The organism is Staphylococcus sp. IVB6214, assembly GCF_025558585.1.
In the GTDB taxonomy this organism is placed as follows: Bacteria; Bacillota; Bacilli; order Staphylococcales; family Staphylococcaceae; genus Staphylococcus.
Genome location: NZ_CP094723.1, coordinates 1,376,363 through 1,399,744 on the forward strand (window position 1 = coordinate 1,376,363; position 23,382 = coordinate 1,399,744).

The 23,382-nt window shown below is 36.3% G+C and carries 18 protein-coding genes; 5 read left to right on the forward strand and 13 right to left on the reverse strand.

Going from position 1 to position 23,382, the window contains the following annotated elements; genetic code table 11:
• Positions 1 to 13: 13 nt before the first annotated feature.
• Entirely contained in the window at positions 14 to 757 is a 744-nt protein-coding gene (locus MUA51_RS06640; protein ID WP_262559028.1) for a glycerophosphodiester phosphodiesterase, read from the reverse strand.
• A gap of 71 nt (positions 758 to 828) precedes the next feature.
• Between MUA51_RS06640 and MUA51_RS06645 the strand changes: the two genes are divergently transcribed.
• From MUA51_RS06645 to serA, 3 genes are all read left to right on the forward strand, one after another.
• Positions 829 to 1,278: an SACOL1771 family peroxiredoxin gene (locus MUA51_RS06645; protein WP_262559029.1), complete on the forward strand. Its 450-nt coding sequence runs from the start codon at positions 829 to 831 to the stop codon at positions 1,276 to 1,278.
• A 538-nt stretch (positions 1,279 to 1,816) separates the two neighbouring features.
• Positions 1,817 to 2,977 (forward strand): pyridoxal-phosphate-dependent aminotransferase family protein, encoded by a 1,161-nt coding sequence (locus MUA51_RS06650; RefSeq protein ID WP_262559030.1) that lies wholly within the window; start codon positions 1,817 to 1,819, stop codon positions 2,975 to 2,977.
• A complete protein-coding gene (serA, locus tag MUA51_RS06655) occupies positions 2,967 to 4,574 on the forward strand; it encodes a phosphoglycerate dehydrogenase (protein WP_262559031.1) in 1,608 nt (535 codons plus the stop codon). Before MUA51_RS06650 ends, serA begins: the two co-directional genes overlap by 11 nt.
• Before the next feature lie 52 nt (positions 4,575 to 4,626).
• On the opposite strand, the gene MUA51_RS06660 is transcribed toward serA, so the two are convergent.
• Positions 4,627 to 5,751: an HAD family hydrolase gene (locus MUA51_RS06660; protein WP_262559032.1), complete on the reverse strand. Its 1,125-nt coding sequence runs from the start codon at positions 5,749 to 5,751 to the stop codon at positions 4,627 to 4,629.
• Positions 5,752 to 5,889: 138 nt separating this feature from the next.
• A complete protein-coding gene (locus MUA51_RS06665) occupies positions 5,890 to 6,507 on the reverse strand; it encodes a lysophospholipid acyltransferase family protein (RefSeq protein ID WP_262559033.1) in 618 nt (205 codons plus the stop codon).
• Between the two features lie 154 nt (positions 6,508 to 6,661).
• Here MUA51_RS06665 and MUA51_RS06670 point away from each other — a divergent pair, with 154 nt between their 5' ends.
• Positions 6,662 to 7,873 carry a S1C family serine protease gene (locus tag MUA51_RS06670; protein WP_262559034.1) on the forward strand — a complete coding sequence of 404 codons (1,212 nt, stop codon included), beginning with the start codon at positions 6,662 to 6,664 and terminating at the stop codon, positions 7,871 to 7,873.
• Between the two features lie 608 nt (positions 7,874 to 8,481).
• On the opposite strand, the gene tyrS is transcribed toward MUA51_RS06670, so the two are convergent.
• Positions 8,482 to 9,744 carry a tyrosine--tRNA ligase gene (gene tyrS, locus MUA51_RS06675; RefSeq protein ID WP_262559035.1) on the reverse strand — a complete coding sequence of 421 codons (1,263 nt, stop codon included), beginning with the start codon at positions 9,742 to 9,744 and terminating at the stop codon, positions 8,482 to 8,484.
• A 353-nt stretch (positions 9,745 to 10,097) separates the two neighbouring features.
• On the opposite strand from tyrS, the gene MUA51_RS06680 reads away from it, so the two are divergent.
• Positions 10,098 to 10,994, forward strand: coding sequence for a biosynthetic peptidoglycan transglycosylase (locus MUA51_RS06680; RefSeq protein WP_262560881.1), 897 nt, complete (start codon positions 10,098 to 10,100; stop codon positions 10,992 to 10,994).
• A 194-nt stretch (positions 10,995 to 11,188) separates the two neighbouring features.
• Here the strand turns inward: MUA51_RS06680 and MUA51_RS06685 are convergent, their stop codons facing one another.
• The 9 genes from MUA51_RS06685 to MUA51_RS06725 form a co-directional block, all read right to left on the reverse strand.
• Positions 11,189 to 12,856, reverse strand: a complete 1,668-nt coding sequence (locus MUA51_RS06685; protein ID WP_262559036.1) for a formate--tetrahydrofolate ligase — start codon at positions 12,854 to 12,856, stop codon at positions 11,189 to 11,191.
• A gap of 249 nt (positions 12,857 to 13,105) precedes the next feature.
• The gene (gene ccpA, locus MUA51_RS06690; RefSeq protein WP_262559037.1) at positions 13,106 to 14,095 is read right to left on the reverse strand and encodes a catabolite control protein A; all 990 of its coding nucleotides are present in this window, start codon (positions 14,093 to 14,095) and stop codon (positions 13,106 to 13,108) included.
• A 190-nt stretch (positions 14,096 to 14,285) separates the two neighbouring features.
• Complete coding sequence (locus MUA51_RS06695) at positions 14,286 to 15,377, reverse strand: bifunctional 3-deoxy-7-phosphoheptulonate synthase/chorismate mutase (RefSeq protein ID WP_262559038.1); 1,092 nt, start codon at positions 15,375 to 15,377, stop codon at positions 14,286 to 14,288.
• Positions 15,378 to 15,572: 195 nt separating this feature from the next.
• Positions 15,573 to 16,661: a hypothetical protein gene (locus MUA51_RS06700; RefSeq protein WP_262559039.1), complete on the reverse strand. Its 1,089-nt coding sequence runs from the start codon at positions 16,659 to 16,661 to the stop codon at positions 15,573 to 15,575.
• Positions 16,662 to 16,877: 216 nt separating this feature from the next.
• Complete coding sequence (locus MUA51_RS06705) at positions 16,878 to 17,315, reverse strand: DUF948 domain-containing protein (RefSeq protein ID WP_262559040.1); 438 nt, start codon at positions 17,313 to 17,315, stop codon at positions 16,878 to 16,880.
• Between the two features lie 75 nt (positions 17,316 to 17,390).
• The gene (gene murC / locus MUA51_RS06710) at positions 17,391 to 18,704 is read right to left on the reverse strand and encodes a UDP-N-acetylmuramate--L-alanine ligase (RefSeq protein ID WP_262559041.1); all 1,314 of its coding nucleotides are present in this window, start codon (positions 18,702 to 18,704) and stop codon (positions 17,391 to 17,393) included.
• Positions 18,705 to 18,727: 23 nt separating this feature from the next.
• Positions 18,728 to 21,769: a DNA translocase FtsK gene (locus MUA51_RS06715; protein ID WP_262559042.1), complete on the reverse strand. Its 3,042-nt coding sequence runs from the start codon at positions 21,767 to 21,769 to the stop codon at positions 18,728 to 18,730.
• A 17-nt stretch (positions 21,770 to 21,786) separates the two neighbouring features.
• Entirely contained in the window at positions 21,787 to 22,386 is a 600-nt protein-coding gene (gene ytpR, locus MUA51_RS06720; RefSeq protein WP_262559043.1) for a YtpR family tRNA-binding protein, read from the reverse strand.
• Between the two features lie 11 nt (positions 22,387 to 22,397).
• Positions 22,398 to 23,258 (reverse strand): DUF1444 domain-containing protein, encoded by an 861-nt coding sequence (locus MUA51_RS06725; RefSeq protein WP_262559044.1) that lies wholly within the window; start codon positions 23,256 to 23,258, stop codon positions 22,398 to 22,400.
• Positions 23,259 to 23,382 lie beyond the last annotated feature (124 nt).

Genomic DNA, 23,382 nt, shown 5'->3' on the forward strand with positions numbered 1-23,382 from the left:
TTTTCCTTTATCCCTATAACTTAAATATTTCATCTGGTATATCAGATATGACGCCATCGATTCCGAGTTGAATTAACTTTTTGACCGTTTGTGCGTCGTTCACTGTATAAGGTAATACTTGTAAATTAACATCATGTGCACGCTTCACAAACTTTTTGTTGACGAGTTGATAATTAGGATTGATGTAGTCTGCATATTGTGCAATATCATAAAAGTCAGGTTGCTTCAGCCAATATTTTCTTTTGCTGATAAGGACACCGTAATGAATATATGGCACTTGATGCTGCAATTCTTTTATAAATGATTGGTCAAATGATTGGATGATAATTCGATTAATTGGGAAATCATGATGAGTGATTTTTTGAATTATTAATGCCCCAATATTTGGATATTTTCTAGGTTTTTTCACTTCAATCAACAGTGTTTTAGAGTAATTTTTACACAAGGTCAAGATTTCATCAAACGTCATAATCGGCGCATCGATATCTCCCTTCATTTGTGCATTGAAGTTAAACCCTCTTAAATCTTCCAATGTAAAGTCTTTAATAGCACCTTTTCCATTTGATGTTCGATCGATTGACTCATCATGAATGCCAACAAGCATTCCATCTTTCGTCATATGTAAATCAATTTCTAACATATCGATATGTTGGCTAAGTGCCGCTTGATACGCAAGTCTTGTATTTTCTGGATAGCGCTGTGATAACCCACGATGCGCAATCACTTGGAACGACTTATTTGGTCTCAACAATTTCATAAACTGCCCTACTTTCTTTATAAAAATAATCTATCTTTAATTTATCATATTTAGAATCGGAGTGACTTAAATTGATACAACATACTTTTACAACAACTGTCTCATGGCAAGGTGGACGAAATGAAGTTGGTTACTTGAAAGGCGATGTCCTTTCACATGATGTATCGATCCCAGCATCGTTAGGCGGTACAGGAAAAGGAACAAACCCTGATGAACTGCTCGTTGCAGCTGCATCGAGTTGTATGACGATATCACTTGCAGCTACTTTGGAACGTGCCCATCTCACACCAATTAAAATTGAAATGCAATCTGATGGACATGCTGTGTTTGATCAACAGCGATTCCAAATGAAAAAAATAACACATTATCCTAAAATTTTTCTTTTGAATGAACAAGATGTTAAAAAATTAGAACAGCGTATAGCACAACTCATTAGCATTGCAGACAACAATTGTATGGTATCAAATAGTTTGAAAGGCAACGTGCAGATCGTTATTATTCCTGAAATTATCCATTGTTAATAAAAATTCATCACATTTTAATAGTACCCTTGATTGGGATAAAATAAATGTGTGACCAATAAATATAATCTCAATCACACATTATTGGGAGAAATATCGCACTCTTGACAAAATTACTAAGTGTGATAGCGGGGCTGGGACATAGTGCTCAGCTCCTCGCTTTTAAGATGTAGAAATAAGTGTAATGGCAGTAGGTATCTGAAGTGAAAATGCGTTTTTACAAACTTTGGGAGCACTACAAAAATCATAAACATTTATAATGATTTTGTAGTTGTGCCCCTGCAAAGATGATTAGATGTGTGACAAGTTTATTAAGTAAACGTAGTCACATATCAATCAGCTACTGCAAAACTTCTAGTCACCCTTGTCGGGGTGTGACGACGAAATCTTTTATAGCAAAAAAGATTTCTGTCCCACTCCCTTGTCATCCCACTTTCTTTATTATTCATTAACTCATCAAATTGTTATCCGTTATAAGCTGTTATTTTATCTGAAAATTTGTTAAAATTAAAAAATATACTGATTGGGAGGCAAAACTATGTATACTCATCACTCTTTACTTTTAACACCCGGACCGACTCCTGTCCCTAACAAAATACAACATGCAATGAATTTACCTATGGTTGGTCATCGTTCAAGCGACTTTGAAGCCATTGCGCAACTCGCATTTTCAGGCCTGAAACGTGTTTTTGGTGCACCTAATGACGTCATTATTTTAACTTCTAGTGGTACGAGTGCATTAGAGGCTAGCATGCGCAATCTAATAGACCCTGACGATCATATCGTTGTCATCGTATCAGGTGCGTTTGGTGCGCGTTTTCAACAAATTGCAGAGACATATTCACATCATCTTCATGTCTTCAATGTCGAATGGGGTGAATCATTCGATACAGAAGCTGTACTGGCATTCATTCAATCCATTGATCATCCGGTCACTGCTGTCTTCACTCAATATTGTGAAACATCAACGTCTGTCCTTCATCCAGTTGCCGAACTGGGACATGCTTTAAAGCAGTTCAATCCAGATATCTATTATATTGTTGATGGCGTAAGTTGTATTGGTGCTGTTGATGTGGATATGGAACGAGATCAGATTGATATGTTAGTCGCTGGCAGTCAAAAGGCAATGATGTTGCCACCTGGACTTGCTTTCGTCGCATATAATGATCGTGCTAAAAGACGATTTTCTCAAGCTAAAAGTCCAAGCTTTTATTTGAACCTATCAAAACATCTTTCATCCTTAGAAGCAAATACAACCCCATATACACCAAATGTTCCGGCTTTTCGTGGTGTTGTACAATATAACGAAATGATCGAAGAAGAAGGATTTCAGCATGTCGTCAAACGTCATAATGTAATACGTGATGCGTTGAGACAAGCGCTTAAGTCACTATCCCTTGATTTACTTGTCAATGATCATGCTGCCTCACCTACTGTAACTGCATTTGTCCCAAAAGATCATGACGAATTAATATATATTAAGGAACAATTATCAAAAGAATTTAATATCACCATTGCTGGTGGACAAGGTAAATTAAAAGGACATATATTGCGTGTTGGACATATGGGATTCATCTCACCCAATGACCTTTTGCCATTTGTTTCGAGTCTTGAGATGATTTTAAGTACTTATCGCAAGGAAAACTATATCGGTAAAGGCACAAAAGTATTTTTGGAGGTAATCTATCATGAATTATAAGGTACTTGTTGCAGACCCCATCTCTGAAGATGGCTTACATCAATTATATGCGGATGATGCATTTGAAGTTATTCACAATACCGGATTAACTGAAGACGAACTCGTTGCGGTTATTCCTGATTACGACGCTCTAATCGTGCGAAGTCAAACACAAGTGACAGCAACCGTTTTAAAAAGTGCTGAGCGATTAAAGGTTGTTGCAAGAGCCGGTGTTGGTGTAGATAATATTGATATTGATACCGCTACAAAAGAAGGCATCATCGTCATCAATGCGCCTGATGGTAACACCATATCAGCCACAGAACATTCTGTCGCAATGCTATTAGGCATGGCTCGAAATATTCCACAAGCACATGCATCTCTCAAACAAGGAGAATGGGACCGAAAGACATTCCGTGGCACAGAATTGTATCAAAAAACATTAGGTGTTATCGGTACAGGTCGAATCGGCATTGGTGTAGCAAAACGTATGCAAAGTTTTGGCATGGATATTCTTGCATTTGATCCATACCTAACTGAAGCACAAGCTAACGAACTAGGATTCACACGTGCAACAGTTGAAGAGATTGCCCAAGCGGCAGATTTTATTACGGTACATACACCATTAACTGAAAAAACACGTGGTTTAATTAATGCTGACTTTTTTAACCTTGCCAAGCCTAACCTTAGAGTGATCAATGTTGCACGTGGTGGTATTATTGATGAACAAGCACTCATTGATGCATTGGATGAAAATAAAATAGCAGGAGCCGCATTGGATGTGTTTGAAAACGAACCTGCCGTCAATACACCTGTTACCCAGCATCCAAAAATTATTGTGACACCACATTTAGGTGCCTCAACGATTGAAGCACAAGAAAAAGTTGCGATTTCAGTCTCTGAAGAAATCATTGATATCTTAAAGCATCAAAATGTGAAACATGCAGTTAATGCACCAAAAGTGATATTTGATCAATCAGAAGAAATTCAACCATTTGTCGATTTGGCACAATTAACAGGGGCATTAGCCATTCAATTACTTCCTAAAGCACCACGTAAAATGCATATTACTTATGGGGGTGACTTAGCACTGGATGATACAAGTTTGTTAACACGAACATTAGCGCAAGGTGTCCTTCAAGAAGATATGGGAGATCACGTCAACTTAATCAATACACTCATGCTATTGAACGAACAAAATGTCTCATATACGATTGAAAAAACAAAAGGAATTCAGGGGTTTAGCAACTATATCGAAGTAGAACTTATTAATAAAGATCAACGTGCAAAGATTGGTATGACAGTCCTCAACGGTTTTGGTCCACGTATTGTACGCATTAATGACTATGCAGTTGACTTTAAACCAGAGCGCTATCAACTGATTATTCAGCATACCGATCAACCTGGTATGATCGGTCAGACGGGTCAAATTTTAGGAGAGCACGATGTTAATATCGCATCAATGTATGTTGGTCGTAAACAAGTCGGCGGCCATGCGATGATGATTTTATCAATTGATCATCCTATTAATGAAGCGGTTCACGAAGCGTTATTAAACATCCCTGGATTAGAGAAAGCCCAACTTGTCACTTTGAATGACTTGTCACTTATCAATTAAAATAAGCCCAGAGACTGGAGAGTACCTTCCAATCTTTGGGCTTAAATAATGACTATAATAAATATTGACGAACTTCTAAGACATGATTGACTAATTCATCTGCCCCTTTTGAATCAAGTTCTTCTGCAGCTTCCGTCCCTTTTAATCCCGTCAATGTCCCAATAAATCGTGCATTGACTTTTTGCGCACTTAATAAATCTGCCAACGAATCTCCAACAATCGTCACTTCATGATGATGTAAACGATTCACTTGATTTGTTGCATAATCATGGTATTTTGACGTATCGTTCCCATCATATGTCGCAACATAGCTAAATGGGTTCGGCTTACCGAGTGGCTTTAATTCTGGATATTGTTTTTCCGCTTGAATCACTTCACTTGCCGTTACAATATGGGAATCATCAAAGTATGACAATAAGCCCAATGCTTCAAAAGGGATTAATGTTTCAACACGTGTACGTCCTGTGGCAATCGCAATTAAATAACCTGCTTCTTTAAGATCTTGCAGTAAACTACGTATTCCATCAATTGGTGCTAAAACAACTTCATCGTATATATATCCCTTTTTGTAGTTCGTCTTAGCTTCTTTTTTCTCTACTTCTTCATACAGTTTTGTTCCTAAATACCATTCTTGATATAACTCTTGAGCCAATTGCCACAATGGACTATTAATATCAAACAATGCTACTTTATCCGTTTGTAAAATATTGGCTGCATAAGCTTTTAAACCTTCATAAATCTGTTCCTTACCTTCCGTAAGATGATTTAAAAAGTCTAAAGGCAATGCATAATCAATATGACTCGATTTAATGTGTGATTGCAATGCTTTTATAGACGTTTCAGAGAACGTAGATTCATCTAAAAATGATAACTTCTCAGCTTCAGGCAATGACTTTAACAAGTCAATTAAGTGTACTGAAAATACGATAAATAGCATATCCCAGTTAGAGTTGATTCCTAAAGATTTGAGACGATGCAAAATTAAATCATTTTCAAAAAGCTCGTTACGAATCGTCATAATTTCAGATTCAGTTAAAGCATCAAGAGCAATCCCTTCTTTAAGATTCAAATAAGCTTTATCATATAATAATTCATAAACAGTCAGTGCTGATACATCAAAGCATCTTGATTCATCTAAAAACACACCATCTACATCAAACAATACTGCTTTTGTCATAACTGATCCCTCTTCCCGAATATTCAGATAATGATATTATATCACGGACATGCTTATACACCAACTCTCCCAATAGAATTAATAAAAATAGCGCAAATCAGCTGCAAGCCTGTGATTTACGCTACTATAATCCATACATTATTTTGTTTTGACATACTCATTGAGTTCTTGTTGTAATTGCTTTGTGCGTTCACCAATTAAGTTTGTAAGGTATTCCACTTTTTCTTGTCGCTTCATACCTTCTGGGAATGTCGTTGTATCAATCGGTGTCCCAAACTTAATATAAGCTTTGCCTGTCAGCATACCGATAAGTTTTGTAGGACCTACATAGGCAGCAGGTAAAATTGGTTTCTTTGCTAACATCGCAATCGTTGCCGCCCCCCGTTTAAGTGGGACTTCTTCTGTCGTTCTATGACCCGATGGGAAAATACCAACTGTTTTATTTGAATTTAATAACTTAACCGGAATTTTTAACGTACTCGGTCCCGGATTTTCACGATTGACTGGAAATGCATTCAATGCCGATAAAAACTTACCAAAAAGCTTATTATTAAACAACTCTTGCTTCGCCATAAAGTGAATTTGATTTGGTAATAATGCAACTCCTAACAATACAATTTCATTATAACTTTCATGGTTGCATGTCACGAGATATTCGTTGTTATCTGGTTCATTGTCTTTTCCAATAACTTCTAAATTTTTTAATCTTTTGGCAACGATAAATTCTAATATTGTTCCAATTAATTTGTAGAGCATTTCGGCACCTCTTTATTTATTAAAATTAACTCTTTAGATTTTATCACTTCCATATCTTTTCAACAAGCATTCAACAGATACAACTCTAGACCGATACCGTGTGACTAGAAATATCGTGTAAAAAAAAGCATAATATAAGGAAAGGAGGCATACTATGAATTCAAATGATTTTAATCCAACTTCTCAAAATCAACAAAATAATACACCACCCCCTTCCCCAAAAAAGAATGGATGGCTACGTACGATTGTAATTGCACTTATAGCGGGACTTATCGGAGGTGGCATTGCATTTTTAACCATTAGTGGGATTTCAAACTTAACATCATCAGATAACCACTCTGGTGCGGATGTCAATGTTGCAAAAAATGAAAAAAGTGGCAATGTATTGGATCAAAAATCAAAGTCTTATCCATCAATCAACGCCATGATTAAAGACAAATCCCCTTCAATTGTAGGGGTTGTTAATGAACAAAAAGCTGAAAACATAGAAGATTTACTACGAGGCAAGTCAACAGATGCACAACCTTCTGGAATCGGTTCAGGTGTTATCTATCAACGCAATAAAAAAGAAGCTTTCATTGTCACGAATAACCATGTTATCGACGTAGCATCTTCTATTAAAGTACAACTACATAATTCTAAACAAGTGAGCGCTGAACTGGTTGGTACAGACCCACTGACGGATATCGCTGTACTTAAAATTAAAAATCGAAATGATATTAAAGCCATTGATTTTGCCGATTCATCAAAAGTAAAAACAGGTGATAGTGTCTTTGCGATGGGTAATCCACTCGGTTTAGAATTTGCGAATACAGTCACTTCTGGTATTATTTCAGCAAGTGAACGTACCATTGACGCTGAGACACCAGCAGGAACAAATAAAGTGACAGTACTCCAAACAGATGCAGCAATAAATCCAGGGAACTCAGGTGGTGCATTGGTTGATGTTAATGGAAACTTAGTCGGCATTAACTCTATGAAAATCTCTGCCCCACATGTTGAAGGGATTGGATTTGCCATTCCAAGTAACGAAGTCAAATTAGTCATTGAACAGCTCGTCAAGCATGGAGAAGTGAAACGCCCATCAGTTAGGATTGGTATGATTAACGTTACTGATATTCCAGCAACGTATCAAAAACAACTTCATGCTGACAGTGGTGTTTATGTTGCTGAAGTCCAACGCAGTCAAAGTGGATTGAAACGTGGTGATATCATCACAAAAATTGATGATCAGAAAGTTGAAAACGATTCTGATTTACGTTCATATTTATACAAAAATAAGAAACCGGGAGATTCTGTTAACTTTACAGTGATACGAAATGGTCAATCTGAAAAAGTAGATGTGACATTAGTGGAATCTCAATAATTAGATATAACCATTGAAATGTTATAGGTAGCATTTCAATGGTTTTTTATTGATTATCTACTCTATCATGATAAATTATTTTTAAAGTTACCTATCATCTTATATTTAGTTATTCATCAAATTTCCATCATCGAAAAACAGTGCTTAAAAAGTAAAAATAACAGCTGAATTATGAAAAAAGGTACGTTATAATGATGCTAGAGGTTTTAGTACTCTGTAATTTTAGGTATAAGTGAAACAAAAGGCACAAAGGTTATCACAGGCAAGGTGTTTTAGTACTCTGTAATTTTAGGTATAAGTGAAACGCAAGCGTGTATGCTGTATCAAATCCTGTTGGTTTTAGTATTCTATAATTTTAGGTATAAGTGGCATAAATATTACCACTTATAAATCTCTTTTCAGACGTAATTCTATCGTTTTTTAAGTTTCCTTTAAACTCCCTTCTTTATGATCAAGCGTGTCATCATCTTCTCACGTATTCAATAGTTTATAATCTCTTTTTAAATACTTTAACAGACTTTATTCTAGTATTATGATACTTTTTCATTTCAAAATAACTAAAAATGCCAGTGACGACTCGAATAGAGCATGTCACTGGCTTGTTAATTTTATTGATAATTCACCATGAAATATTTTTTCTTACCACGACGAATTATTGTAAAGGCATTATCATATTTATCTTCTTCGGTTAACGCATACGCCAAATCTGTTTGACGTTCACCATTAATGTAGATTGCACCGTTTTGAACATCTTCACGTGCTTGACGCTTAGAAGATGAGATTTTTGTTTCGACAAGTGCGTCCACAATGTTTGTTGTTTCACTTGATAATGTCACTTGTGGTACATCTTTGAAACCTGCTTTGATTTCTTTTGTAGATAATGCTTTTAAGTCACCTTTAAAGAGTGCAACTGAAATACGCTGTGCTTCTTCTAATGCTTCTTGTCCGTGAATTAAAGCTGTGACATTTTCAGCAAGTGCTTGTTGTGCTTTACGCAAATGTGGTTCTGTTTCAACAGAAGTTTCAAGTTCTGCAATTTCTTCTTTTGATAAGAATGTAAAGTATTTCAAGAATTTGATAACATCATCGTCACTTGTATTAATCCAGAATTGGTAAAATTCATATGGGCTTGTTTTCTCACTATCTAACCATACTGCACCTGACTCAGACTTACCGAACTTTTTACCGTCAGCTTTAGTTACAAGTGGAATTGTAAAACCGTACGCATCGTTTGTACCGTACATACGTCGCATTAATTCAATACCAGTCGTAATGTTACCCCATTGATCTGATCCACCGATTTGCATTTTACAGTTATATTCACGATTTAAATAACCAAAGTCAATCGCTTGTAAGATTGTGTATGTGAATTCTGTATATGAAATTCCGTGCTCTAAACGTGATTGAATAGAGTCTTTTCCTAACATGTAGTTAACACCGACATGTTTTCCATAATCACGTAAAAATTCAATTAAGCTAATTTGACTTAACCAATCTTTATTGTTGACTAAAATTGGGCCGTTTTCTTTGTCAAAATCAAAAAGCATTTCCATTTGACGTTGGATGCCCAATACGTTCTGTTCAACTTGTTCTTCTGTTTGTAGTACTCGTTCTTCTGATTTTCCAGATGGGTCACCAATCATCCCTGTTCCGCCACCAACAAGAACAACTGGACGATGTCCTGCATTTTGGAAACGGCGCAAAGTTAAAAATGGTAATAAATGACCGATGTGTAAACTGTCTGCCGTCGGGTCTGCACCACAATATATTTTGACTTCCTCTTTATTTAACAATTCTTCAATAGCTGCCTCATCTGTTTGTTGATAGATGAGCCCTCTCCATTTTAAATCTTCAATCAATGCATTTGTCATACGACTTACCTCCTTATAATTTTAAGCATAAAAAAACACCACTCACGTTAATCGTAAGGGCGCAAATGACTGTGCACGGTACCACCATACTTGGATCTCATGCGATGATACGTTCATCGCCAAACGCTGAAACATGTCATTGAGATGTATTCACGTACTGGTATACGTTAGTTTTCACCAGCCACTAACTCTCTACACTGTATACCCAATCGTTACTTGTTCTCTGCTTCAAATAATTATATATTTAAAAATCATTATATATGCATTGTAACGTATGTCAATGAAAATATCTAGCATAAGATGTGTATTCAACATTATATGCTATAATATGAGAAATTGGAGGTGCAAATGTGATGAAAGAAATACATCAAATGAACAATAAACAATCAAATATTCTTGAAAAGTTTGATCGTTTTTGTCAACTTGTGAAACGCCTGTTTTTTTCATTTATTGCACTGCTTCTTTTAGTCTTATTTTTGTTATTGGGCGTTGCGATTGGTTACTTTACAAGCTTAGTATCAGAGTCTCGTGCATTGAATGATGCTTCGCTTATTCAACAAGTGACTGATTTACCAGAAATGGCGCCTATAACTTCTCCTGATACAGATATTACTGCGCTATATGATGCGCCTGAACCAGTACTTATAGCAGGACCGCATGAAGTATCGCCTTATGTAACATCCGCTTTAGTTGCAGCTGAAGATGATCAGTTCTATATACATAATGGAATATTACCAAAAGCTGTTATTCGTGCCATATATCAAGATATCTTCCAGCATCAATTTGCAACGGGAGGAAGTACAATTACACAGCAATTAATTAAAAATCAAGTACTTTCAAACGAGCGCACATACGACCGAAAAGCGAAAGAAATTATGTATGCCTTACGAATTGAAAAGTTGATGACTAAAGATGAAATACTGTTTACTTATTTAAATCGTGTCCCATTCGGATTAGATACAAATGGACAACATATTACAGGTATTACTTCTGCATCATATGGCATTTTTGGTAAACCGCCTCGTTCACTTAATTTAGCAGAATCCGCATATCTGACAGGTTTGTTACAAAGTCCTTATTATTATACGCCATTTGATTTGAACGGTAACATTCGCTCTGAAAAAGAATTAATGCCTTCTATTAATAGACAACACTATGTGTTAAAACGCATGCGCATTGAACAAAAAATTACAGATGACGCATATCAACAAGCATTAAAGTTTGATATCCGAAGTCATCTCTCCCAATAAAAAGAAGGGGCTGGGACATAGTGCTCAGCTCCTTGCTTTTAAGATGTAGAAATAAGTGTAATGGCAGTAGGTGTCTGAAGTGAAAATGCGTTCTTACAAACTTTTTTCACTTCTAGTCACCCTTGCCGGGGTGGGACGACGAAATCTTTTATAGCAAAAAGGATTTCTGTCCCACTCCCTCCTTAGTATTTATATTAGAATAACCCGATTGCATGTCCATCCTCTGTGACATCCATTTTAAGTGCCGCAGGTTGTTTTGGTAAACCAGGCATTGTCATGATTGCCCCAGTTAATGCAACGATGAATCCTGCACCTGTTTTTGCTTCCAGTTCTCGAATTGTAATTTCAAAATCTGAAGGTGCCCCCAATTTAGTTTGGTCATCTGAGAATGAGTATTGTGTTTTGGCCATACAGATTGGGTAGTGATCCCATCCATTATCTTTGAATTGTTTCAATTGTTTTTGTGCTTTTGAAGTAAATGTTACTTTTGAACCACCGTAAATCTCTTTAACGATTGTTTCAATTTTTTCTTCTAACGGTTGTTCAAGTTCATATAGATGTTTGAAGTTTTGTGGCTGTTCAACGACTTCAAGTACTTTTTGTGCTAGGTCAACACCACCAGCACCGCCTTTTTCCCATACTTCTGTCAATGCAAGGTGTACATTATTATCTTTTGCCCATTGTTGTACAGCTTCAAATTCCGCATCCGTATCATGAATGAAAGCATTCAAAGCAATAACAGGTTCTACACCAAACTTACGAATGTTATTAACATGTCTATCTAAGTTGGCAATACCCGCTTTTACCGCTTCAACATTTTCTTCTTTTAAGTTATCTTTTGCAATACCACCGTGCATTTTAAGCGCACGAATTGTCGCAACAAGTACGACTGCATCAGGTTCAAAATCAGCCTTACGTGCTTTAATATCAATAAACTTTTCAGCACCTAAATCCGAACCGAATCCTGCTTCTGTCACAACGATATCAGCAAGATCACGTGCCGTTTCTGTCGCAATAATTGAGTTACAGCCGTGTGCGATATTGGCAAATGGTCCACCGTGAATTAAGGCAGGTGTCCCTTCCATTGTTTGAACTAAGTTCGGCTTAATCGCATCTTTAAGAATCATCGCAAGTGCACCTTCAACCCCTAAATCTTTAACAGTAACAGGTTGACGGTCACGTGTATAGCCGATTGTAATTTTAGCAATACTTGCTTTCAAGTCCATGATATCTGTACTCAAGCATAAGATAGCCATGATTTCCGAAGCCACTGTAATATTAAAACCGTCTTCACGTGGTACGCCTTGTGTGGGTCCACCAAGACCTACAACGACTTGACGCAATGCACGATCGTTCATGTCTAACACACGTTTCCATTCAATACGTCGTTGATCGATGCCTAAAGCGTTTCCTTGATGAATATGATTATCTATAAATGCAGATAACGCATTGTTTGCTGTTGTAATCGCATGAAAGTCACCGTTAAAATGCAAATTGATATCTTCCATTGGTAATACTTGTGCATAGCCACCGCCAGTTGCGCCACCTTTTATACCAAAAGTTGGCCCCAGTGCAGGTTCACGTAAAGCAACCATAACATTTTGATTGATGTGCTGGAAAGCGTCCGCTAATCCAACTGTCACTGTTGATTTCCCTTCTCCTGCTGGTGTTGGACTCATCGCTGTAACAAGTACGACCTTCCCTTTTTTGCCCTTCGTTTGAATCTTAGAAATATCAATTTTTGCTTTGTAATGTCCGTATTGCTCTAAAGCTTCTTCACCAATCCCAGCTTTATCCGCAATCTCTTTAATTGGTTTAAGCGTTGCTTGATTTGCAATTTCTAAATCTGATAAATGACTCACATTATTCAGCCCCTTAATTCATCATTTAGACATGTGAAAACATTCAAAATATTACATGCCTATCTACTTCATATAATAGCGAACTCCTTGTAAATTGTCGAATAATAATTGTATTTGCAAATAATAGAAAATCTTATTTTTAAAACGTTTTCATTATCTCTCACCGACAAGTCACAAAATCTTATGAAATAATTACTTATACATAAAAAAACAATGCTGCTAATTAGCATACATTGTTCTTCAAATCTACTATTTTGTTGTACCTCTATAACGAATAGTATGTGGTAAAGTTACGTTTTGTTCTGTAATGTCTTCTTTATTCATATATTTTGTTAGCAATCTCATACCTACTGCACCAATATCATATAGCGGTTGAATCACACTTGATAACTGTGGACGCACCATTTCAACAAGTCGTGTATTATTAAAGCTTACCACTTGAATATCTTCTGGAACACTTAATCCATGATCTAATGCACCATGTACGACACCAATTGCTTGCTCATCACTAATTGACAGTACAGCATCTGGTTGATAATCTTTGATGACTTCGAATGCACGTAGACCATCTTGATATGTTTCATTACCTACATAGACAAGATGTTCATCCACAGATAGTCCGTGTTTTTGTAGTGTATTTTTTAATCCTTTTGCGACTTCTTCTTGTGCAACTTTAGAATATCCACCACCGATATATGCAAACTTCTTCGCACCTGAATCCAACAATCTTTCAGTGACTTCTTCGCTTGCTTTAACAAAGTCAATATTAACCGAAGCAACATCAGCTTCTTTACCGTTTGTTCCTGAAACAACAACTGGAATCGATGCTTTTTTAATTTGTTCTTGAATTTCTTCCGTAATCGTACCACCTAAGAAAATGATACCATCTACTTGTTTACTCAATAAATTATTAAAAATTTCTCCCTCTTTTTTCGGATCATCGTCTGAGTTTGAAATAATTGTATGATATTTATACATCGTCGCAATGTCTTCAATACCGCGTGCCAACTCTGAGTAATAAATGTTTGAAATATCTGGTATGATAACCCCTACTGTTGTTGTACGTTTACTTGCTAACCCTCTTGCGACTGCATTCGGACGATAGTTTAATCGTTGAATTACTTCATTTACTTTATCACGTGTTGCTGGCTTTACATTCTGGTTACCATTTACGACACGTGAGACAGTTGCCATCGAAACGTTCGCTTCACGCGCAACATCATATATTGTGACTGTCATTATTTTTTTGCCTCCTTGTAAGCGCTATCTATATTATTATATTCTGCTTTCATACTATTTTCAAAGTTTAACACAATCTTTTAAAGGATAAAATATAAAACGCTTTCTTGTCAAATTTTTGTCACTAAAATTTTAACAGCAAAAAAACACAATGGAATTTTTTAGACTCCATTGTGTAATGATCTATAAATTATTTTAATTTCTTCTCATTGTACATTTCAGATAATGGTTTGATTTCATTATAGAATGCATTAAATTCATTCAAATCCATCTGCTGGCCACTATCACTCAATGCAACAGAAGGTTCTGGATGTACTTCAGCCATCACACCATCTGCTCCGATTGCTAACGCTGCTTTTGCTGCTGGTAACATAATGTCTTTACGTCCTGTACTATGTGTCACATCGACAAGTACTGGAAGATGTGTGCCTTGTTTTAAAATAGGCACAGCTGAAATATCTAATGTATTACGTGTCGCTTTTTCATAGGTTCTGATACCACGTTCACATAAAATAATATTTTGATTGCCTTGCGCAGCGATATACTCTGCAGCATAAATAAATTCTTCAATCGTTGCACTTAAACCACGCTTCAATAAGATTGGTTTATTTGTGCGACCTGCTTCTTTTAACAGCTCAAAGTTTTGCATATTACGTGCTCCGATTTGAAAGACATCTAAATATTCATCTGCAAGTGCAAAATGATTAGGATGTACAATCTCACTAACGACATTTAAATCATACTTATCTTTAATTTGTTTCAAGATTTTTAAGCCTTCTTCACCAAGACCTTGGAAATCATATGGAGATGTTCTAGGTTTGAATGCACCACCGCGAATAAACTTTTCGCCTTTTGCATGTAAATCTTTAGCCACTGCTTCCACTTGTTCATAAGATTCAACAGAACATGGTCCGAAGACGAAAGATTTGTGTCCTTCACCAATTAAACCTCCATTATTGAATTGCACAATCGTATCTTCTGGTTTTAATTTACGAGAAACATATAAATGCTTTTCATTATCAGATTTTTGTAAATCAGTTGATGCTTTAAAGATTTCTTTAAACAACTGCTTAATAACATTGTCGTTAAATGGTCCTTGGTTTTTATCAATCAAAGTATTCAACATTTCTTTTTCACGTTGCGGATCATAAATCACGGTACTTTGTTTTCTTTTCTCTTCACCAATTTTTTGAGCTAAATGCCCTCGTTTTGTCAGTAACTCAAGTATTTGATCATTGATTTCTTCAATCTCTGCTCTGTATGCTTCTAATTTATTTGTCATATTTGTCACCTCAACGGAATTCTTATATACTTTAAAGCGATAAAACACCTTATTAGATATTAAGTATCTTAACAGTTATATCACGCTTTTGCAACCTTTGAAAGTGATGTTTATTTAATTTTTAGAAAATTCATTTAAAAAGCTATCCCCACTTCCACCGTTATAGAAGTGACGATAGCCATTTGTTTTTATTAACTAGTTCTTAAAAGTATGTTTTTCAACTTTACTATTTCTTTTTTGTGTTTTTGCTTTGTTTGTTTTTGGTTTCTTAGCATTTGACGTACGTTTTTTAGGCGTATTTTTTGTTTGTTTTTTAGGTTTTGGCGCAGCTTCGTGCGTAATAACACCATTTTCAAATCTTGCTTCTCGATGTGTTTGTTTGTTGCGTTGAACTACATCGTTATTACCTTTTGGTTGTGAATTTTTCTTAGATTGTGCTGTTTTCTTCGGTTCTACTTTCTCAGTTTTTTCTTCTATCTTTGCTGGTTTATCAACAGCCATTACTTGTCTCATTGCTGCCAACGATGAAACTGACACTTCTTCTTTCGCTTTTGGTTCTGTTTTCTCAGCTTTTTCTTCTACCTTTGCTGGTGTATCAACAGCCATTGCTTGTCTCATTGCTGCTAATGATGAAACAGATACTTCTTCTTTCGCTTTTGGTTCTGTTTTCTCAGCTTTTTCTTCTACCTTTGCTGGTGTATCAACAGCCATTGCTTGTCTCATTGCTGCCAATGATGAAACAGATACTTCTTCTTTCGCTTTTGGCTCTGCTTTCTCAGCTTTTTCTGTTTCTTTTTTTGTTACTTCTGAAACAGCTGTATTAGTTGTCATTGCATTTTGACGTGACTTCAATTGTGCTAAATCGACAGGTTTATCTTTTTTTGCACCGAAATGATAAGTATCAACAGTTGGTGCTTCTAATTTGTCGCTATCAATTTCTTCTTTGATTGCACGTTGTTGCGCTTCAAGTTGTTGGGTTGTAGGTCCTTCTGTTTTTTTACTAAGTGCTTGATTCTTGATTTGTTGTGCTTTTTCCTTAATCTCATCTGCTTTTCTTAATGCTTCTTCTCGAATTTTTTGAGATTGTTTATCGAGATTTGTTAATTCATGCTCCTGTGTATAGTCGATTGCATGATTAACGAAAGGTTTAATGGCATACCCTACTGCACTTCCAATCAATGTACCTGCTATAAAACTAAGCGCAAAATCCATGTTATTGGTTTGTTTATATTCTGCGTGTCTTTTTTGATTGATTGCATTTACCGTTTTATTTTTCTTTTCCATCTTGCCGTCCTCCTTAACTACTACATCATACTAAGTCATAATCCCGACGAAATAATAAGATTGGACACCACTTATTTGTTTCCTAGTGCGCCTATTTATGATGACTCAATCTCTATTACACGTCCCACTTATGTATAGAATAGCACCTTTTGATATTAAAAAAAATAGGGTTGCATACAAATCTTGTATCAACCCTACATTTCTAATATTTAAACTTTATTTTTTCGCGATATGATCTCTACGATTTTGTCTGTTTTGCCACTTGTCAGCAATTTCCATTGCAACATTTGACCATTGTACAACTTGAGAAATCTTATCTTCATTTTGAGAAATATTGTGTGTGATCGAATGTGTCACACGATCAACTGAACCATTTAATGTTTGAACTGAATCCCCGATACCTTTAACAGCTGCAACAACAGAGTTTAAGCTGTCTGCTTTACCTTGGATATCCTCAGTTAAACGATTTGCTTTGTGTAATAAGTCTGTTGACTCACGTGTAATACCTTGGATTTGTCCTTCTACACCATCAAGTGTTTTTGCTACATGATCTAAGTTCTTTTTGACAGATACTAATACTGCAACAATGCCGATACATAAAACTAAAAATGCGATTGCTGCGATAATCCCTGCGATTGGTAAAATCCATTCCATTCGAAAACGCCTCCTAATGACATTTAATTATGCTATTTATTTTATATAATTACCCGTCCTTGTCAAGGTCAAACATTAAAAAACGGGGTCAATCCCAACTTCTTCCATATATGCTTTTAAAACCTTTTGAATATCTCCTGCACCCATAAATAATAAGACTGCATTGTCGTGCTTCTTCAATACAGATACATCAGATTCAGCAATCAATTGTCCATTGTCAACAAGTGCTAACAAATCATTAATCGTTAACTCCCCTGAGTCTTCACGAATTGATCCGAAAATATCACATAAATATGTTTGATCAGCAAGATTCAAGACATCTGCAAATTCTTGTAAAAATGCTTTCGTTCTAGAGAAAGTATGCGGTTGAAATATCGCAACCACTTCTTTGTTAGGATACTTCTTTCTAGCTGTCTCAATCGTTGCACTTACTTCTCTCGGATGATGTGCGTAATCATCTACAAGAACTTGTTGATGAACAACTGTCTCATTGAAACGACGTTTAACACCACCAAATGTAATAAGCGCATCTTTAATATTATCAACATCTAACTGTTCTAAATATACGATTGTTAAGACAGCTAGCGTATTTAATATTGTATGATCACCATATTGCGGAGATACGAAATGATCATAGAATTCTCCTTTTACATAAACGTCGAATTCTGTTCCTTTATCTGTTATTTTAACATTTTTTGCGTAAACATCCATTGATCCATCAAAACCGTAATAATAAACAGGTATATCCACATTGATTGACTTCACATATGGGTCATCTCCCCAAGCAATTAATGCCTTCTTGACATTTTTCGCCATACCTTGAAAGGCATCAATAACATCATGAACATCTTTGAAATAATCTGGATGATCAAAGTCAATATTTGTAATAATTGCATAGTCTGGTGCATAACTTAAGAAATGTCGACGATATTCGCAAGCCTCAAACGCAAAATATTCACTTTGCGGCAAGCCCATTCCTGTACCATCACCGATTAAAAATGATGTTTTCTTATCTCCATTCATAACATGTGATAATAATCCTGTCGTTGAAGTTTTACCGTGTGCACCTGTTACAGCAACAGATGTATACTGGTTAGCAACTTCACTTAGAAAGTCATGGTACCGTATTACTTTAAGTCCGAGTTCATGTGCTCGAGCGATTTCTTCATGTGTATCAGCGAAAGCATTCCCCTGTACTACGGTTAACCCCTCTTTAATATTGTCTGCTGTGAAAGGTAAAATCGTAATCCCTTTGTTTTTTAATGCGATTTCCGTAAATACATACTGTTCGATATCAGAACCTTGTACTTCATGGCCTAAATCAAACAAAATTTGAGCCAATGAACTCATACCAGATCCTTTAATACCAACAAAATGATATTTCGTCATGACACAATCGCTCCTTTCCTTTTTTATAGTTCATTTAATTCTGTTTCTGTTAGATACACATCTCTCGGTTTTGAACCATTTGCACCAGAAATGTAACCTAATTGTTCTAATTGATCAATAATGCGTGCTGCTCGGTTATATCCAATTTGAAAATGTCGTTGAATTAATGATGTTGAGATATTTTGCTCACGTACCATAAATTCACAAACTTCATAGAAAAGCTCATCTTTTGCAGGTGCTTCCGTTTTTTTCAACAACTCTTGTTCTTGAAATAGGTATTCAGGACCACGCTGTGCCTTGATGGCATCTACAACGCGATCGATTTCCTCATCAGATACAAACGTACCTTGAACTCGGATTGGCTTATTCATACCGCCACCGAGAAATAACATATCCCCGTAACCAAGTAATCGTTCAGCGCCACCGCTATCCAATATTGTTCTTGAATCCACACTTGATGATACCATAAAAGCAATTCTTGTAGGAATATTTGCTTTTATGAGACCTGTTATAACATTCACAGATGGACGTTGCGTTGCGACTAACATATGGATACCACAAGCACGTGCTTTTTGAGCAAGACGTGCAATTGATTGCTCAACTTCTTGCGGTGCCATCATCATTAAGTCAGCTAATTCGTCAATGACGATAACAATTTTAGGAATACGCTGATCATAACTTACTTTTTTATTAAACGCTGTAATGTTACGTACATGAGTTTGCGCAAAAAGCTTATAGCGTCTTTCCATTTCATCAACAGCCCATTTTAAACTTTGTGTTGCAACTTTGACATCTGTTATAACTGGCGCTACGAGATGTGGCAAATCATTGTACGGTGCTAATTCCACCATTTTAGGGTCGATTAATAAGAGTTTCAGTTCTTCAGGATGATTTCGATATAATAATGAAATCAAAATACTATTAATAGATACTGATTTCCCTGAACCGGTAGCCCCTGCAATCAAGGCATGCGGTGTTTTGGCGATATCCATTAATAAAGGTTCGTTATTAATGCGGTTCCCCATCGCAACAGTAAGTTTTGATGATGCATTTTTAAAACTTTCTGATTCTATAATCGCACGCAAGTTAACTTTCATCGGATTTTGATTCGGTACTTCAATTCCGACAAGACTCGTACCGGGTATTGGTGCTTCGATACGGATATCTTTAGCAGCAAGCGCCATTTTAATATCATCTTGTAAAGCTGTAATACGCGATACTTTGACACCTTTTTCTACTGACAATTCAAAGCGTGTCACACTTGGCCCTTCGATAACATTTACTACTTCTGCTGGTACGTTAAAATAATAAAACGCATCGTTCAGCTCTTGTTTCTTCTCGGCAATCCATGTTTCGTCACGTTCATGAACTTCTGGTGCATCTAATAGATCAAGACTTGGCAAGTGAATCATCGGACCACGACGAATCTTTTTCTCTCCTTGCGCTGTATCTTGTTCTGTTTTCGTTTGAACTGAAGTCGTATCAACAATTTCTGGACTAGATACACGTTCAGAACTTTGTTGTGTCGTATCATGTGTATGTGTTTGTGCAACTTGATTGCGGTTCACAGTGTTGACCGCTTCTTTTTGACGTTCCATATGCCTTTTCTTGTCTGATGGTGTCATCAAAACATTGAACGGTTTCGCATGCCGACGAATTGGTTTTGTAGGCGTTTCTTTTTCCACTGATGTTTTTTCTGATAAATCATCCGCTTCGTCTAATGATTGATCCGCCCCTTTATCTAATTCATCTGTCTCAGGCGTTGATTCATAGGTATCGTGTGCGTCTGCCGCATCTTCTGTCACCGCTACTTCGTCATCGACTTTTGACACAGTCGGTTTCAACACAGGTGCACTGACAGCTTGCTTCTTAGGTACAGATAAATGCTCTGATTCATTCTCTATCGCAGTATCACTTTCATCAACTTCTTCAGAATGCGTATTAACCGGAGCCGATTCTTCCAATTCATCATGAGATTCACCATCTGACTCTAACACATCATCTAACTGATTCTCTTGTTGCACTTCTTTATTATCATCCGATGTGTATTTAGATAAATCCACTTCTTCATAGTGATATTGTTCAGTAGCTTCATCCGAATGTTGCGTTTCAAGCGATGAATCCTTGATTTCTGTTACGTCAGACGTTTCTTCCAGTTCTAATTCATCGACATCATTTGCATCATAATCTGCACCCAACAATTGTTTCGCTTGTTGTGCATGCATTTCATCTATCGCTCTTTGTATGTCAAAACCTTCTTCTTTTTGTTGCGCTGCTCTCTTCTGTTCCAATGAAGCTTTAAAGCGTTTTTTCTGTAAAGCTTTCTTCTCACGCTCTCGTCGAATCTCTTCTACAATTTGAGAAGCATAAATATTTTCAATATTGATTGTATTGTCTCGTTTGGAATAGTTTGGCGTCTCTTTTTTAACACGTTCCTTCTGATATGATGTGTGATGGGTTGATGCTTTTCGTCTGTCCACTCCCAACCGATCTTCACGCTTATCTCCCTGAGTCTGTAACGGTTGTTTTAGCCCGCTATTTTTAATCTCACGTGGTTGCTTTGTCCCAAATATCGCAGATGGAACTTCCGATGCTCTGAACTCAGGTCGATGATATGAAGGGCGAATCTCTTGATTACGCACACTATCTCGTTCTCCAGTAGCACGATATGTCGTGTTTTGACGACGTTGATATCCTGACGACGATGGGGTGTATGATGACTGTTGCTGTTTAGGTGTTGACACTGTTTCATGATTAATACGTACATTGCTGCGATGTCTTCTTTGTGTTCTGTCTAACGAATAAGAAGGTCGTTGTGCAGTCACATTACTATCATCCTTTTCAGCAGATGTCTGTTCCCAATTCGCTTCATCATTTCGTACCGCTTCATCATGCATATCGATTGGAAAGCGAAACTTTCCTTTCGGTCGTTGATAGATATCATTCGTCTGACGAATCAAACCGTCAGATTCTTCTTTTTTTGTTGGGTGTTGTGAACGATTTTGGCGTGAACGACCCGTCGTTGACTTATCCTCTTCGCCAAATAATTTATCAAACCAGCTCATTAGTTCACACCCTCTCCTTATTCTTCAAAAAATGCTTGTCCTACTTGATACGAATCTTCTAAAACCATAATTCCTTTTTCTTGTGGTGCGTTTGGTAAATTGAGTTCTTTCATCGAACAAACCATACCACTTGATGGCACACCACGAAGTTCAGCGTCTTTTATAATCATACCACTCGGCATAACTGCACCGACCTTTGCGACAACGACTTTTTGTCCTTGTTCAATGTTTGGTGCACCACATACAATTTGTAACACTTCAGTTCCAACATCAATTTTACAAACACTTAACTTATCTGCATTTGGATGTTTTTCTTTTTCTTGTACATAACCCACTACAAATTTTGGTGTTAAATCAACTTCTAATTCTGTATTAATTCCTGCATCTTTAATAACAGATTGAATTTTCGATAATAGATCATCTGTCAACTTGATATGTCCTGTTCCTTGGATATCAAGTGATTGTACAGAATTGAAAATATTAAAACCGACAACATGACCGTCCTTCTTAATTGTAACAATCTCATTTGTCTTTTCGTATTCAAATGGTCCTTCTACAACTTCTAATTGTACGAATGCTACATCGCCAACACCTGTTGGATTATAAAATAAATTCATATTTTTCTCTCCTAATCATCTGTTTTTAAATCTTTTGTCGCACGTAAATGCTGGACTACGTTAGGCATATCCGCGGACTTCTGTTTATTGTTTTTACCGAGTATAAAGATTGGCTCAAACTTACCATTTTGATAGCTTAATGATAGGGATGTTATCGGTACAAGCCCATTTGTAAAGAATGACATTGTCATATGTGCCATAACATCATATCCTGTATGATTGCGGATATCTGCAATAATAAGGACATCTTGATGCGGAACAGCGACTAACATCTCACCCTCACATTTTTCTTCAAATGATGCTAATAATTGCTTATTTAAAATACGACTGGCATCATAACCATCATTCGTATTAAAGAAATAAAATAAGTTACCTTTTACCTCATCCGTTTTATAATTAATCTCAAGTTTCCGAACATTAAATGTTGCCATTTCACGCACTTGTTGTACTGTCAGATTCAGTTCTTTTAACACTTTGTCGTCTATGAGACGGTATGACTTACCGAGATCCAATGCATAATAAATGCGTGTTTCTGCAGTATGTTCATCTGTCACAAATGGTTGACCTTCTGATGTTTTTTCATGAAAACTTGTCGAACGGATGACTGGTAAAATTTTAATCTCGTCTAGTGTCTTTGTTGACTCATCTTGCATTTGCGCAATTGTCTCTTCAACATAATAAATGATTTCATCAACAATTTGATGTTCACCCTTATTATATTTGGCAACAATTGGAGACAATTTTACAGTGACACCTTTTTGATTATCAGTTCGATATATCCTTAGTGATTCCTTGTCACGATTGAATTGGTATGCAACTTCTAAATGATTCAACCGTGTTTTTAATAAATCTCTCATTTTAAAGACATTCATTTTTTCACTCCTAATTTCATGCCTTATATTAGTTTACAATAAATATACCCTTAGGACTAGAAAAAACGTACGTCCTAAGGGTTGAAATCTTGTGCTATTTCGGTAACTTTACATCATGTCATAA

Coding starts and splice junctions, on each gene's coding strand:
- MUA51_RS06640 (WP_262559028.1), bottom strand. CDS start 757: ATGAAATTGTTGAGACCAAATAAGTCGTTCCAAGTGATTGCGCATCGT.
- MUA51_RS06650 (WP_262559030.1), top strand. CDS start 1,817: ATGTATACTCATCACTCTTTACTTTTAACACCCGGACCGACTCCTGTC.
- serA (WP_262559031.1), top strand. CDS start 2,967: ATGAATTATAAGGTACTTGTTGCAGACCCCATCTCTGAAGATGGCTTA.
- MUA51_RS06660 (WP_262559032.1), bottom strand. CDS start 5,751: ATGACAAAAGCAGTATTGTTTGATGTAGATGGTGTGTTTTTAGATGAA.
- MUA51_RS06665 (WP_262559033.1), bottom strand. CDS start 6,507: ATGCTCTACAAATTAATTGGAACAATATTAGAATTTATCGTTGCCAAA.
- MUA51_RS06670 (WP_262559034.1), top strand. CDS start 6,662: ATGAATTCAAATGATTTTAATCCAACTTCTCAAAATCAACAAAATAAT.
- tyrS (WP_262559035.1), bottom strand. CDS start 9,744: ATGACAAATGCATTGATTGAAGATTTAAAATGGAGAGGGCTCATCTAT.
- MUA51_RS06680 (WP_262560881.1), top strand. CDS start 10,098: ATGAAAGAAATACATCAAATGAACAATAAACAATCAAATATTCTTGAA.
- ccpA (WP_262559037.1), bottom strand. CDS start 14,095: ATGACAGTCACAATATATGATGTTGCGCGTGAAGCGAACGTTTCGATG.
- MUA51_RS06695 (WP_262559038.1), bottom strand. CDS start 15,377: ATGACAAATAAATTAGAAGCATACAGAGCAGAGATTGAAGAAATCAAT.
- MUA51_RS06700 (WP_262559039.1), bottom strand. CDS start 16,661: ATGGAAAAGAAAAATAAAACGGTAAATGCAATCAATCAAAAAAGACAC.
- MUA51_RS06705 (WP_262559040.1), bottom strand. CDS start 17,315: ATGGAATGGATTTTACCAATCGCAGGGATTATCGCAGCAATCGCATTT.
- murC (WP_262559041.1), bottom strand. CDS start 18,704: ATGACGAAATATCATTTTGTTGGTATTAAAGGATCTGGTATGAGTTCA.
- MUA51_RS06715 (WP_262559042.1), bottom strand. CDS start 21,769: ATGAGCTGGTTTGATAAATTATTTGGCGAAGAGGATAAGTCAACGACG.
- ytpR (WP_262559043.1), bottom strand. CDS start 22,386: ATGAATTTATTTTATAATCCAACAGGTGTTGGCGATGTAGCATTCGTA.
- MUA51_RS06725 (WP_262559044.1), bottom strand. CDS start 23,258: ATGAATGTCTTTAAAATGAGAGATTTATTAAAAACACGGTTGAATCAT.